The organism is Curtobacterium luteum (assembly GCF_001475545.1).
Classification (GTDB): domain Bacteria; phylum Actinomycetota; class Actinomycetes; order Actinomycetales; family Microbacteriaceae; genus Curtobacterium; species Curtobacterium luteum_A.
In genome coordinates this window covers 25,031-37,559 of record NZ_LDQC01000002.1, presented here as the reverse complement: position 1 = coordinate 37,559, position 12,529 = coordinate 25,031, and the positions used below count along the sequence as shown (strand labels likewise).

Sequence of the window (12,529 nt, the reverse complement as noted above, 5' to 3'; positions counted from 1 at the left end):
GCCGGTCGGGTCGACCGGCCAGGGCCGCACTCCGACGAGGCGGAGTGCCGTCGGGTCCGACAGCACTCCGCCTCGCGGTCGCTCAGGGCTCGTACGTGACCGGGGCCGACCGGACGCCGTCCACGATCTGCACGGCCGTCAGGACCTCGCGGAAGTCGTACGCTCCTCCGCCGGGCAGGTGCGTGGTCCAGACTCCGGCCAAGCGTGTGCCCTCGGCGCCGGCGACCGTCGAGACGGTCACTCCGCGGTAGGTCACCTCGACCGTCGCACCGGGGAGGCCCCGACCGACGACGTCGACCGGACCGGACCCGCTGGTCGGGACGAGGAGCGAGGCGATCGTCGGGGCCTCGACGGCGGCGGGCGCCGTCACGGAGGTCGGTGGCACGGTGACGGTCGGCGGCTCAGGGGCCCCCGGCGCAGTCCCGGTCGAACCGCTGAACGCGATCCCGACGGCGAGCGCGGAGCTCGCGAGCGTGGTGGTGGTGAAGGGCATGATCAGTGTTCCTCTCGATCGACGGTCGGTCAGGATGCGATGACGAAGTCGGTCTCGGACAGGCCGGCGTCGTGGATCTGGGAGACCGAGGTGGTCCACCAGGAGCCCTCGCCGGGCAACGTCGCGGTCTCGAGGTCGACCGACCACTGCCCGTCCGCTGCAGCGGTGACGACACCCTGGGCCCAACCGTGCGCCTGCACGATCACGACGGCGCCGGGAGTGGCCGTACCGCTGACGTGGGCGGACCCCGGCCCGGTGCGCTCCGCCGTGGTCACGACGACCGGGCGGAACGCGGCCTCCGGGTGGTCCGGGGCGGGCCAGGCTCCACGCAGGGCGAACGACGTCTCGGCGTACTGCCCCGTCGGGGTGACGACGACGGCGCTGTTGCCGCCGAGGTTGCCGGACGCGACGCGCGGCAGCGCGTACGACCAGCTGCCGTCTGCGGCGGAGCGGAGCCGGACCGAGACCTGCATCCCGGGCACGTCGAGGTACACGTCCGATCGGGGCGTCGCAGTCCCCCCGATCGTCACCTTGCTGTACGGCGTGAAGGTCGACGGCGTGTCGACGGTGATGCTCGGTCCCGCCGGGACGACCGCGCCCTGCGACACGGCCGGGGCCTGGGTGGCGGCTGAGGCGGCGGTGGGCGCCACGAGTGCTCCTCCGACGAGCACCGTGGCGATGATCGCGCCACCCGTGATGCGTGTGTGCATGTTCCTCCTTCTGTCCGGCGTGCGCGACGGCACGCTGTCCGGCGTGCGCGACAGCACGCTCGTGGACACCGTTCGACGAGGAACAGGAGAAGGACTGCCGACGTGCGGCGCCCGGGGGACGACCGTCAGGAGGACTGCTGCACGGGCCGCGGGTGCATGCCGTCCGCGAACCACACGGTCGCGACGACCGCGACGACGCTCGCACTCGAGGCGAGCCTGCCGGCGAGGAGGATCGCCGCGTGGTCGTGGGCTCCGCCACCGAGTGCGCCGACGAGCGCCGCGATCGCCACCGCGAGCGCGACGCCGACCGCGACGACGAGCACGACCGACACCACCCGGCGGAGCCCCACGGCACCGTCTCGGTCGCCGCGGACCCCGCGGTCGACGACGGGTCCGACGGCCCGGACGAACGCCGCCCAGAACAAGGCGATCGCGCTCGCCCCCACGATGTCGCTCACCCGGTGCCATCCGTACACGACCGTCTGGTTCGCGACGAAGACGGCGTAGGCGGCGCCGACGAGGGTCACGACGGGCCGGAACCGCCGGGGCGTGACCATGAGCACACCGAACAGCGCGGCCAGGGCGATCGTCGCGTGCCCCGACGGGAACGAGTTCGGCGTCGTCGACTGGGCGATCTCCGGGCGCACGGCGATATGTTTGACGAGCGTCGAGGTCGCTGCCGACGCGAGCACGACGACCCCGGCTCCGAGCCCCACCGCCAGGCGTCGCCGGGCGAACGCGACGGCGACCATCACGACGACGAGCAACAGGATCACCGGCACCGAGATCACGTTGAGTGCCGTGTCCGACCCGAACAGGTCGGACTCCCGGACGCCGCCGAGCGCAGCGTCCTCCGCCCGCTGGCCGAGCGGCGTCAGGACGGCGACCGCGTACACGAGAGGCACGATCACGAACCCGAGAACCGCGAGCAGCGCCCACCGTCCCCGCCGCGAGACGACGGGGCCTGGCAGAGGTGTTCGCGTCACCGGTCTTGTCCTCCTCGGGGTGCTGCTGGCAGGAGCCGTCGTCCGGCTCGTCGGCCGCTTCCGCGGGCGTCCTGCGGACGGAGGCGGGCAGGCCGCCCGATTCGGTCGGTCGGGGTCCGACACGATACCGTTGACGAGCAGGTCGAACGCTGGGAACGCCGCGGAACGACGACCTGCTGGCAACGCGCTGGCGTACTCGTCGCCCGCCGTGTACGAGGAGGAGACCGAAGTGGCAGTCAAGGAACCGGGCATCACCGCTTCTCCGAACCGGGGCCTGGCCCTGACCGTCGGCGCGATCCTGGCGATCTGGGGCATCCTGGGCTTCTTCTTCGCGGGTGAGGGCGGCCACGCCTTCTTCGGCAACGAGGGCGGCTACCTCTGGGGCGTCTTCCTCGTGAACCCGGCACTGTGCCTCGTCTGGACGCTCCTCGCCGCTGCGATGCTCATCGGTGGCCTCGGGACCACGATCGGGTCGCGCAACCTGAACCTCCTCGCCGGCGTCGTCCTGCTCGTCCTCGCGCTCTACGGCCTCCTCTTCATGAACACCTCGGCCAACGTGTTCGCCTTGAACGCGGTCGACAACGGCTTCAACGCGATCGTCGGCTTCGTGCTGCTCCTCACCGCGCTCGCTGCCGACCGCGAGAACCTCCGCGCGCTCCGCGCCGACCGCGACGACCTCGACGCCCTGCGTGCCGAGGCCGCCCACGGCTGACGCTCCGCGCTCCTGACGCCCCGTCGACCCGCGTGGTCGGCGGGGCGTCGTCGCGTCCGGGCGCACGGCCACCGCTGGCTGCGCACGACCAACGACGATCCGCGCCGCCGATCGACGTGGTTCGGACGGACTTCGGTTGTGCGAACGCGAACCACACCGGGCGCGGGGCGCGAACGCAGACCGCACCGGGCGCCGGCGTCCGAACCGGCCCGGACCGGCCTCAGCCGTCGGCCGGCTCCGGCGCCTCGAGCTCGGTCGCGACCACGCGAGGCGCCTCGGACATGAACCGCCGGACGTCGAGGTCCACGATGATGTCCTGCGGACGCAACGGTCTGGTCAGGTACAGCCCCTCGAGGGAGGTCAGCCGCGACAACGCGACGTACGTCTGCCCGGCGCTGAACACCCGGTTGCCGAGGTCGACCACGGCGCGGTCGTAGGTACTGCCCTGCGACTTGTGGATCGTCACCGCCCAGGCCAGCCGGAGCGGGAACTGCTGGAACTCCCCCACGGTGTCCTTCTTGAGCTCCTTCTTGTCCGGGTCGTAGGAGTACTTGAACTTCTCCCACACGGACGGCTGGACCTCGAACGACTCCCCGTCGACGTCGACCCACACCGTGTCGCGGATCGTGGTCACGACACCGAGCGTGCCGTTCACCCAGCGCTGGTCGGGGTCGTTGCGGAGGAACATCACGTGCGCCCCGGGCTTCAGCTCGAGGGCCTCGTCCGCGGGGAAGTTCCGCCCGCCGAAGTCGCCGTTGACGTCGGCCCGGGCGGTCTTCACCTTCCCGGGCAGCCGGTCGAGCGCCGCCTTGTTGATGCGTGCCACGGTGTCGTTCCGCGTCGCGAGCGTGATCGCGTCGTCGGGCGCCGGCCGTGCTCCCGCGGTGTTGAGCTGCCCGGCGATGTCCGCGGTCACCCGACCGTGCCGCACGGCGGTGAGCATCGCCGCGAAGGCGTCGTCGCGCTGCCGGTGCACGGTCGCGAGCTCGACGATGTGCAGCTCGGCCTCGAGCCAGACCTTCGCGTCGAAGAACCACATCGACCGGTAGTGGTCGGTGAAGTACGCGCGCTCGTCGCCGTCGCCCGGCACCGGCGGGAGCTGGTACGGGTCGCCGAACATGACGACCTGCACGCCGCCGAACGCCTCGAACTGGCGCCCGCGGGCCTTGCGGAGCGACCGGTCCATGGCGTCGAGCAGGTCGGCGTTCACCATCGAGACCTCGTCGATCACGAGGGTGTCGATCGTGTTGAGGAGCTTCCGGGTGTCCGGTCCCTGCCGGAGCTCGGCATCGGCGATGAGACCGATCGGCAACCGGAACAGCGAGTGGATCGTCTGGCCGCCCACGTTCAGCGCGGCGACGCCGGTCGGCGCGCAGATCACGACCTGCTTCTCGGTGTTCCACGACAGGTGGTTCAGGAGGGTCGACTTGCCCGTCCCGGCGCGTCCGGTGATGAAGACGTGGTCGCGGGTGTGCTCGATGTAGTCGAAGACGGCGCGCTGTTCGGCGCTGAGCTCGACGGTCACGGCGCGTCCGCCCCGTGGCCGCTGCTCGGCCGGGAGGCCCGGGTCGCCCCCGCCACGTCGCCCCCGCCGGGCGCGTGACCGGGTTCGCTGTCGTCGCTCGCGTCGTCGAAGTCGTCGGGGTCGCTGTCCAGGACAGCCGAAGCCCGGGACGTCGCACCCGCAGACGGACGTCGCCCTCCGACACCACGAGTCGCGTCGTCCGCCACGGTGCGCGACAGCGAGGAGTCAGCCGGCGCGACCGATGCCTCGGCTCCGGCGTCCGTCGGCGCTCCGGTCTCCGTCACAGCCGCGTCCAGCCGCAGCCGCACGAGCACCACCACGACGACGAGCACCACGACCGCGATCCCGGACGTGACGAGCACCGTGCCGGCGCGCGCCTGGTCGACGGACGGCTCGGTCCCCCACGTCCGGCCCATCGCGCCGAACCACGACGCCTGCAGGAGCCCGAGCGGCCCCTGCATCGCGATGCCGAGCGAGACGAGACCCGCCGCGACCACGATGCCGCCGACGATCCGGACGACGGCCGCGGACCACGACGCCCGCTGTGCTCCCGCCGCGACCGGGGTCAGCAGCCCGGGCACCGCGACGAGCCCGACGAGCAGGAACACCGCGTCGATGACCGTGCGTCCGGTGGGGTCGCTCACGGACCACCGCAGCGCCTGGCTGTCGAAGAAGGCCCACCAGATGCCCGCGAGCAGGAGGAACGCGGGGAACGGCTGGACGAGGTACCGGACGACGGCGTTGTCGACGAGGACGTCGGTCCACTCCCGGACGCCGGTGCTGCCGTCACGACGAGGGTGGACCGCCGCGCGGACGAGCTGCACGGGCGCGGCTGCCCAGGCGAGCGCCGGGACGACGAGTCCGAGGAGCACGTGGGCGCCGACGTTCGCGGAGACGAGGAAACGGTCGTAGGTGTGGAGCGACCCCGAGGTCGCGACCACGAGGCACACGACGGCGATGCCCGCAGCGATCGAGCGTCGGACGGGCCAGGATTCTCCGCGTCGACGCAGCCGGACCACCCCGGCCACGTACGTCGCGGCGAGCAGGACGGCCGCCATGAGCCACAAGAGGTCGATGTTCCACGACGCCAACCAGCCCCATGCGCCCGGAGCGTGCGGGAGCGGGTCGTCCGTGAGCAGCTCGGCCGGTGTCGGGTCGGTCGTCTTGCTCAGCGCGATCTGGTCCGTCGGGGTGGCGGTCCGGCCGAGTGCCGCGGCGAACCCGGACGCGACACCCATGACCGCGAGCTCGGTCACGACGAGCGCCCAGAACGCACGGCTGCGCTCGGGCCGAACGGTCAGGGAGCGGATGGTCCGCTGCCGCTGGACCACACCGATGAGCCCCATCGCGACGATGGCGGCGATCTTGACGAGCACGAGGACGCCGTACGGCGTGAGCAGGTTCGGGTACGTCCCGACCCGGATCTGCGCCGATGCCGTCCCGGAGACCGCGACGAGCACGAAGCACCCGAGCGCGATGCTCGAGTACCGGCCGACGACGAGCGGCAGCCGATCTCCGCCGAGGACCGGGCGGACGAGGACGACCATCACGAGTCCGCCGACCCACAGCGCAGCACCGACGAGGTGCAGCCCGAGCGCGGTGACCGCGGCGTCGTGGCTCGCGGTGCCGGCGGCGTGCCCCTGCTGCGCGAGCGGGACGAGGCCGATCATCGCGACCCCGGCGGTGAGGGCGACCATGCCCCGCGCCCGTACGGCGAAGCAGAGCACCGTGACCGAGGCGGCGACGAGGACCGTCACGAGCCAGGCGAGCCCGAGGTCCGTCCCGGTGAGGAACACCCCCATCGACTGCCCGAACTGCTCGTCGAGCGAGACCTGCGACCCCGCGACGCTGAGGAACGTGAAGAACGTCGCGACGACGCTCGACACCGTCCAGAGCCCGGCGGAGGCGGCAGCGACGTCGATCGCGCGGTCCCACTCCGGAGCGGTGCGCGAGAGCCCGATCGTCGTCAGGGCGAGCCCGCCGATGGTGGCCGCTGCGGCGAGGTCGACCACGACGCGCGCGATCGGCAGTCCGAAGCGCACGACCGCGCCGGGGTCGGCGATCAGCGCGGGGTTCGCTCCCCCACCGATCACCAGCGCGACCAACAGGGAGAAGAACGCGGCGAGCAGCAGCACGGCGGGGCCGATGGTGCGCGCGATCCGGTTCACCCGACAAGCCTAGGCGTTGCCCACCCGGCCACAGAATCCGCCGCGGCGACCTGTGGGCGGTGATCCGTGCCTCCAGGCCGGTGGAGGGGCGGACATGCGAAAGGGACGGCCGCAGCCGTCCCTCCCACCAGCAGAACCGTCTTACTTGACAGCGGCCTTCAGCTTCGAGCCGGCGCTGACCTTGACCGAGTCGCTCGCGGCGATCTCGATGGCCTCACCCGTCTGCGGGTTGCGGCCCGTGCGAGCGGCGCGGTGGGTCTTCTCGAAGGCGATCCAGCCGGGGATCGTGACCTTGGTGCCGTCGGCAACCGAGCTCGAGACGACGCTGAACAGCGCGTCGACGACGCCGTTCACGGTGGCCTGGCTCTGGCCGGACTCCTGCGCGACGGCAGCGACGAGCTCGGTACGGTTCAGGGACTTGTCAGCCATTGGATGTCCTCCTCGGACTTCTTCGGTATCGGTCGGGCCATCAGGCGCGATGCCCGTGGAACCGGGGTCGAACCTACCAGCCACCCAGGGCGTTTCCGGCCGACTCGCCCGGATTTCCGGGCCTGTCGCGGGTCTGACGGGGCAGATGTGGCCGATGTGACGACCCGTGTACCCCGCTCACAGGCCCTGCCGAGCGAACCCGGCGGTCCGGCCGAGCACACCCGGCGTCCCACCGAGGGGGACACCGGCTCCCGCCGAGGGAACACGAACGCCCCGCCACCAACGGGTGACGGGGCGTCCGACGGGAAGCGGATGCTTACCAGGAGCTCTTCGTGATGCCGGGGAGCTCGCCACGGTGGGCCATGTCGCGGAAGCGGACACGGCTGATGCCGTACTCACCGAGGTGGCCACGGGGGCGACCGTCGATGGCGTCGCGGTTGCGGTAGCGCACCGGCGACGCGTCGCGCGGGAGCTTCTGCAGGCCGACGCGGGCAGCCTCACGCGACTCGTCGGTGCCGTTCGGGTCCACGAGGGCCTTCTTCAGCTCGAGACGACGCTCGGCGTAGCGCGCGATGACCTCGGCGCGCTGGTTGTTCTTCGCGATCTTGCTCTTCTTCGCCATGCTTAGCGCTCCTCACGGAAGTCGACGTGCTTGCGGACCACCGGGTCGTACTTCTTCAGCACGAGACGGTCCGGGTTGTTGCGACGGTTCTTCTTGGTCACGTAGGTGAACCCGGTGCCCGCCGTGGAGCGGAGCTTGATGATCGGACGGATGTCCTGACCCTTTTTCGCCATCAGATCTTCTCCCCACGGGCGAGGAGATCCTTCACGACGGACTCGATGCCGCGTGCGTCGATCACCTTGATGCCCTTTGCGCTGAGCGTGAGCGTGACGTTACGACGAAGCGAGGGCACGTAGTACGTCTTCTTCTGCACGTTCGGGTCGAAGCGGCGCTTCGTCCGGCGGTGCGAGTGCGAGATGTTGTGACCGAAGCCGGGGGTGGCGCCGGTCACCTGGCACACTGCTGCCATGGTTTCCTCCTGAGTACCGTGCGGTCGGACGACCGCACCCAAGGTCACTTGCCTGGTGCGCACGCGCTGGTCCGGGGACCGGCGAGGGGGTTGTGCGCACCGCCCAGGCCCGCTGACCCTGTCGAAGGGCCGTCGGACACCGCGCGACCGCGGCGTTCGCGACGGTCGGAGGGCTTGGAACGAGCTGTTCTCCGCGCGGGCGCGGAGGACCAGAGGACAACGTTACGCGAGCGTCGGGCGTGTCGCAAGCCGGGACGGGTGGTGCGGGCGTGCCCGCGTCGGCCTGGAGGCACGGTGCGGGTCCGGCGCGCGCGGCTGCGGTCCGTCTCGTGCGCGGGGAGGGCGAAGGCTGGTGGCGTTCGTGGGTCGGCGTTGGTCGCAGGACGTGCCGCTCACGTCCCGCCCGGGCGACACTTCGTGCGACCACGGTGGAACGCTGGCGGCGCGTCGTGCGACCGACCTCAGCCCAGCGCAGCCCCCGGCTCCCGCCGGAGCCCGCGGCCCGCCTACGGTCCGTCGGTCGGCTTCGGTGCGAGCGCCTGCACCATGAGCTCGCCGAGCTCCCGTGGCGCCGTGAACATCGGCCAGTGCCCGGTTTCGAGCCCCACGATCGTGAGCTCCTCCGTCGCGACGAGCTCGGCCGCCCACGCCTGGTGGTCGTTCACCATCTGCGCGAGGTCGGTCGCCGGGATCTCACACGAGATCACCGTCGCGGGGATCGTGTGCCGAGCAGCGTCCGAGTAGTGGAACGGGTCCGAGGGCAGGGACGCCGGCTCGGGGATCGCGATGCGCTCGAACCGCTCCCGCACCTCGTCGGTCATCCCGCGGAGCGTCGGTGCCTCCCAGACGTCCCACGACGGCAGCGGCACGGCCCCGTCGACCACGGGCAGCTCGTCGTTCACGCAGCCGCCCTCGGGGCCGGGGAACGTGTCGACGTAGAGCAGGTGCGCGACGAGCGCTGGCCGCTGGTCCGCCGCCATGTACGCGACCGGCCCGGCGCCGGAGTGGCCCGCGAGCACGACCGGCTCGTCAGCCGTCGCGACCTCGTCGAGCACCGCGACGAGCGACGCCACCTGCTCGTCGAGCGAGTCGCCCGCACGGGTCACGGCCTGCACCGAGTGGCCGGCCTCGACCAGCACCGGAGCGACGTCGTCCCACGCACTCGCGTCGAGCCAGAACCCGGGTACCAGGATCACGTGCATGCCGCGCAGGCTACGCGCCCGACCGCTCCGCGGTGCACGCTGCGCACTCGCCGAAGATGTCCACGACATGGCTCGCGTTCGTGAAGCCGTGCTGCGCGGCGACCTCCTGTGCCCACTGCTCGACCGGATCCGCCTCGATCTCCACGGTACGCCCGCAGTTCCGGCAGATGAGGTGATGGTGGTGCTTGTCCGTCGTGCAGGCGCGGTAGAGCGACTCGCCGTCCTGCTGCAGCGAGTCCGCGTCGCCCTCGGACGCCAGGTCGGCGAGCGCCCGGTAGACGGTCGCGAGCCCGATCGTGGACCCGCCCTCCCGGAGGTGCTGGTGGAGCGCCTGTGCGCTCACGAACCCCTCGGTCGAGTCGAGTGCGCCGCGGACGGCCTCACGCTGCCAGGTGTTCCGCTTGGGCTTCTGCACGGCGTTCACGCACTGACTCCGATCTTCGTCGCTGCTCCGGCACCATCTACTGCTCCGGCACCATCTGCCTGGAGGCCCGGATCGCCTCCGCCGCTCCGCTCGCGTCGTGCGACGCGGTCACGTCCACGCTTGTCCTTCCGCGCTCCGACGACGCGGCACACCACCCAGATGGCGAAGGAGATGGTCGTCACGTAGGGGCTGATCGGCAGGCCGCCACCGAGGGCGAGCAGGATGCCGCCGACGACGCTCGTGACGGCGAACACCGTCGACAGCACCGGCACGACGACCGGGTGCGAGCTCAGGCGGAGCGCCGCGGCAGCCGGCGTGACGAGCAGCGAGAGCACGAGCAGCGCCCCGACGATCTGCACCGACACCGCGGTGGCGAGCCCGAGCGCGAGCATGAACACGATCGCGAGCGTCCGCACCGGGATCCCCGCGGCGGCCGCCACGTCGGGGTCGACCGAGGAGAACATCAGCGGTCGCCAGATGACGAGCAGCGTGGCGACGACGATCGCGGCGATGACGATGAGGAACGTCAGCTGGGGATTGTCCACCGAGACGATCTGCCCGGTCAGCAGGCCGAACTTGTTCGCCGCGCGGCCCCTGTAGAGCGCGAGGCAGAGGATGCCGAGCCCGAGTCCGAACGGCATGAGCACGGCGATGATCGAGTTGCGCTCGCGGGCCCGTGAGCCGAGCACGCCGATGAGCAGCGCGGCGATCACCGACCCGACGAGGGAGCCCGTGACGACGTTGACCCCGAGGAGCAGCGACGCCGAGGCGCCGGCGAACGAGAGCTCCGAGATGCCGTGCACCGCGAACGGCATGTTCCGGGCGACGACGAACGGGCCGATGAGCCCGCCGACGATCCCGAGCACGGCGCCCGCCCAGATCGAGTTCTGCACGAGCACGAGGAGCTCGCCGTAGTCCTGGAAGGAGAAGACCTGCGACCACACGTCCATCAGATCCGCCCCTCGTCCGTGTTCGGCGCGTGCGGGTCCGGGTCGCAGTGGTGGTCGTGCGCAGCCTCGTTCGCACCGACGATCACGATGCGTCCCATCGTGCGCACGACGTCGACGGGCGTGCCGTACAGGTCGCTCAGCACGTCCGCGCGCAGCACCTCGTCCGGGGCACCGATCCGGAAGCGGCCGCCGGCGATGTAGAGCACCCGGTCGACGACGTCGAGGATCGGGTTGACGTCGTGCGTGACGAACAGGACGGCGGCTCCCTGCTGCCGACGTTGGCGGTCGATGAGCTCGGTCACGCCGCGCTGGTGCCGCAGGTCGAGCGAGATGAGCGGCTCGTCGCAGAGCAGGAGCGCAGGGTCGGCCGCGATCGCCTGCCCGACGCGCGTGCGCTGCTGCTCGCCGCCGGAGAGCTCGGCGACCGGGGCGTCGGCGAACGCGGTCGCCCCGACCTCGTCGAGGATCCGGTCGACCCGGGCACGGTCGGTCCGCGAGGCCGGACGGATGCCCCACCGGTGGCCCGTGACGCCCTGCGCGACCATGTCCCGCGCGCGGAGCGGGGTGCCGGCCTCCATGAGCCGCTGCTGCGGGATGTACCCGATTCGCCGGTGACCGCGGCGGACGCGCTGCCCGAGGAACGACATGCTGCCGCTCGTCAGCGCCTGCTGGCCGAGGACGGTCCGCAGCAGCGAGGTCTTGCCCGCACCGTTCGGTCCGAGCACCGCGACGAACTCCCCCGGCGCGACGTCGAGGTCGAGTCCGTCCCAGAGCTTCCGCGCGCCGTAGGAGAGTGCGGCGTCGCGGAGCGCGAGCACGGCAGGACCGCCACTGCGCGGTGCAGCGGCGGTCCGTTCGGGTGTCGCGACGGTCACTTCGCCAGCGCCGCCTTCACCGCGTCGATGTTCGCCTGCTGCCACGAGACGTAATCATCCCCCTTCGGGAGCGTCTCCGTGACACCGACCACCGGCACACCGGCCTGGTCGGCCGCCTTCTTGACCTGTTCGGTCTCCGGGCTCGACGTCTGCTCGTTGTAGGCGAGGAGCTTCACGGTCTTGCTGCTGAACAGCTCGAGGGTGTCGTTGAGGGCGGCCGGGGGGACGTCGTCGCCCTCCTCGATCGCCTCCGAGAACTTCTCCGGGGTGACGTTGTCGAGCCCCATCGCATCGAAGAGGTAGCCCGGGACCGGCTCGGTGTACGCCACCTTCTCGCCGTCGTACTGCGTCTTGAGCGACGCCGTCTGCGACTCGAGCTGCTCGAGCTTGCCGGTGAGGGTCTTCGCGTTCGCCTCGAACGTGCTCGCGGCCGAGCTGTCGAGGTCGCCCAGGCGGGTCGCGACGTCGTCCACGAGCTTCACCATCGTCGGGTAGTCGTAGAACACGTGCTCGTTGAACTCGGTGTCGCCACCCTTGTCGAGGCCGGAGAGCTTCACCACGTTGATCGTGTCGGCCTTGGTGTTCGAGGCGTCCGCGAGCGTGGTCATGAAGTCGTCGTAGCCTCCGCCGTTCTCGATGAGGAGGTCGGCCTTGGACACCGCGAGCTGTGTCTTGGCGCTCGACTCGAACGAGTGCGGGTCCTGCGAGGGGTCGTCCAGGATGCTCGTCACCGACACGTCGTCGCCGCCGACGGCCTCGACGAGCGAGCCGTAGACGTTGGTCGACGCGACCACCCGGATGGTGCCGTCCGGACTCCCGTTGCTCGAGGCCGAACTGGTCGCGCAGCCCGACAGGGCGAGCGCGGCTGCGCCGGCGATGAGCGGGAGGGCGAGGAGACGCTGCTGCATGTCGATGACGTTACTGCTTCTTGATAACGGTTGTCAAAATCAGTCGCGTGAAGAAACAGCCAGACGACGGACTGGAGGCGCGGTGCCAGCTGGCACCACGCCTCCAGTCCGGTGGT

The 12,529-nt window shown here is 71.2% G+C and carries 15 protein-coding genes; 1 reads left to right on the top strand and 14 read right to left on the bottom strand.

Annotated elements, in window-relative coordinates; translation table 11 throughout:
* Positions 1-82 precede the first annotated feature (82 nt).
* From NS184_RS00400 to NS184_RS18105, 3 genes are all read right to left on the bottom strand, one after another.
* Positions 83-493: a hypothetical protein gene (locus NS184_RS00400; protein WP_058724167.1), complete on the bottom strand. Its 411-nt coding sequence runs from the start codon at positions 491-493 to the stop codon at positions 83-85.
* Between the two features lie 29 nt (positions 494-522).
* The gene (locus NS184_RS00395; protein WP_058724166.1) at positions 523-1,203 is read right to left on the bottom strand and encodes a hypothetical protein; all 681 of its coding nucleotides are present in this window, start codon (positions 1,201-1,203) and stop codon (positions 523-525) included.
* A gap of 125 nt (positions 1,204-1,328) precedes the next feature.
* Entirely contained in the window at positions 1,329-2,108 is a 780-nt protein-coding gene (locus NS184_RS18105) for a phosphatase PAP2 family protein (protein ID WP_193750354.1), read from the bottom strand.
* Positions 2,109-2,418: 310 nt separating this feature from the next.
* On the opposite strand from NS184_RS18105, the gene NS184_RS18100 reads away from it, so the two are divergent.
* Positions 2,419-2,901, top strand: a complete 483-nt coding sequence (locus tag NS184_RS18100; protein WP_193750353.1) for a DUF4383 domain-containing protein — start codon at positions 2,419-2,421, stop codon at positions 2,899-2,901.
* A gap of 220 nt (positions 2,902-3,121) precedes the next feature.
* Here NS184_RS18100 and NS184_RS00380 read toward each other — a convergent pair whose 3' ends face one another.
* The 11 genes from NS184_RS00380 to NS184_RS00330 form a co-directional block, all read right to left on the bottom strand.
* Positions 3,122-4,426, bottom strand: a complete 1,305-nt coding sequence (locus tag NS184_RS00380) for an ATP-dependent DNA helicase (RefSeq protein WP_058724163.1) — start codon at positions 4,424-4,426, stop codon at positions 3,122-3,124.
* A complete protein-coding gene (locus NS184_RS00375) occupies positions 4,423-6,594 on the bottom strand; it encodes a cytochrome c oxidase assembly protein (RefSeq protein ID WP_058724162.1) in 2,172 nt (723 codons plus the stop codon). Before NS184_RS00375 ends, NS184_RS00380 begins: the two co-directional genes overlap by 4 nt.
* 141 nt (positions 6,595-6,735) lie before the next feature.
* The gene (locus NS184_RS00370) at positions 6,736-7,023 is read right to left on the bottom strand and encodes an HU family DNA-binding protein (protein WP_022903744.1); all 288 of its coding nucleotides are present in this window, start codon (positions 7,021-7,023) and stop codon (positions 6,736-6,738) included.
* A 316-nt stretch (positions 7,024-7,339) separates the two neighbouring features.
* Positions 7,340-7,645, bottom strand: coding sequence for a 30S ribosomal protein S14 (gene rpsN, locus NS184_RS00365; RefSeq protein WP_022903745.1), 306 nt, complete (start codon positions 7,643-7,645; stop codon positions 7,340-7,342).
* 2 nt (positions 7,646-7,647) lie between these two features.
* Positions 7,648-7,818 carry a 50S ribosomal protein L33 gene (gene rpmG / locus NS184_RS00360; RefSeq protein WP_022903746.1) on the bottom strand — a complete coding sequence of 57 codons (171 nt, stop codon included), beginning with the start codon at positions 7,816-7,818 and terminating at the stop codon, positions 7,648-7,650.
* On the bottom strand, positions 7,818-8,054 hold the full coding sequence (gene rpmB, locus NS184_RS00355) for a 50S ribosomal protein L28 (protein ID WP_022903747.1): 237 nt from the start codon (positions 8,052-8,054) through the stop codon (positions 7,818-7,820). Before rpmB ends, rpmG begins: the two co-directional genes overlap by 1 nt.
* A gap of 506 nt (positions 8,055-8,560) precedes the next feature.
* Positions 8,561-9,256 (bottom strand): alpha/beta fold hydrolase, encoded by a 696-nt coding sequence (locus tag NS184_RS00350; RefSeq protein ID WP_058724161.1) that lies wholly within the window; start codon positions 9,254-9,256, stop codon positions 8,561-8,563.
* 10 nt (positions 9,257-9,266) lie between these two features.
* Positions 9,267-9,680: a Fur family transcriptional regulator gene (locus NS184_RS00345; protein WP_083513324.1), complete on the bottom strand. Its 414-nt coding sequence runs from the start codon at positions 9,678-9,680 to the stop codon at positions 9,267-9,269.
* Positions 9,677-10,630: a metal ABC transporter permease gene (locus NS184_RS00340; RefSeq protein ID WP_242862924.1), complete on the bottom strand. Its 954-nt coding sequence runs from the start codon at positions 10,628-10,630 to the stop codon at positions 9,677-9,679. The genes NS184_RS00345 and NS184_RS00340 overlap by 4 nt, the downstream gene beginning before the upstream one ends.
* Positions 10,630-11,505, bottom strand: a complete 876-nt coding sequence (locus NS184_RS00335; RefSeq protein ID WP_058724160.1) for a metal ABC transporter ATP-binding protein — start codon at positions 11,503-11,505, stop codon at positions 10,630-10,632. Before NS184_RS00335 ends, NS184_RS00340 begins: the two co-directional genes overlap by 1 nt.
* On the bottom strand, positions 11,502-12,413 hold the full coding sequence (locus NS184_RS00330) for a metal ABC transporter solute-binding protein, Zn/Mn family (protein WP_058724159.1): 912 nt from the start codon (positions 12,411-12,413) through the stop codon (positions 11,502-11,504). Before NS184_RS00330 ends, NS184_RS00335 begins: the two co-directional genes overlap by 4 nt.
* Positions 12,414-12,529: the final 116 nt, after the last annotated feature.

Coding starts and splice junctions, on each gene's coding strand:
- NS184_RS00400 (WP_058724167.1), bottom strand. CDS start 493: ATGCCCTTCACCACCACCACGCTCGCGAGCTCCGCGCTCGCCGTCGGG.
- NS184_RS00395 (WP_058724166.1), bottom strand. CDS start 1,203: ATGCACACACGCATCACGGGTGGCGCGATCATCGCCACGGTGCTCGTC.
- NS184_RS00370 (WP_022903744.1), bottom strand. CDS start 7,023: ATGGCTGACAAGTCCCTGAACCGTACCGAGCTCGTCGCTGCCGTCGCG.
- rpsN (WP_022903745.1), bottom strand. CDS start 7,645: ATGGCGAAGAAGAGCAAGATCGCGAAGAACAACCAGCGCGCCGAGGTC.
- rpmG (WP_022903746.1), bottom strand. CDS start 7,818: ATGGCGAAAAAGGGTCAGGACATCCGTCCGATCATCAAGCTCCGCTCC.
- rpmB (WP_022903747.1), bottom strand. CDS start 8,054: ATGGCAGCAGTGTGCCAGGTGACCGGCGCCACCCCCGGCTTCGGTCAC.
- NS184_RS00350 (WP_058724161.1), bottom strand. CDS start 9,256: ATGCACGTGATCCTGGTACCCGGGTTCTGGCTCGACGCGAGTGCGTGG.
- NS184_RS00340 (WP_242862924.1), bottom strand. CDS start 10,630: ATGGACGTGTGGTCGCAGGTCTTCTCCTTCCAGGACTACGGCGAGCTC.
- NS184_RS00330 (WP_058724159.1), bottom strand. CDS start 12,413: ATGCAGCAGCGTCTCCTCGCCCTCCCGCTCATCGCCGGCGCAGCCGCG.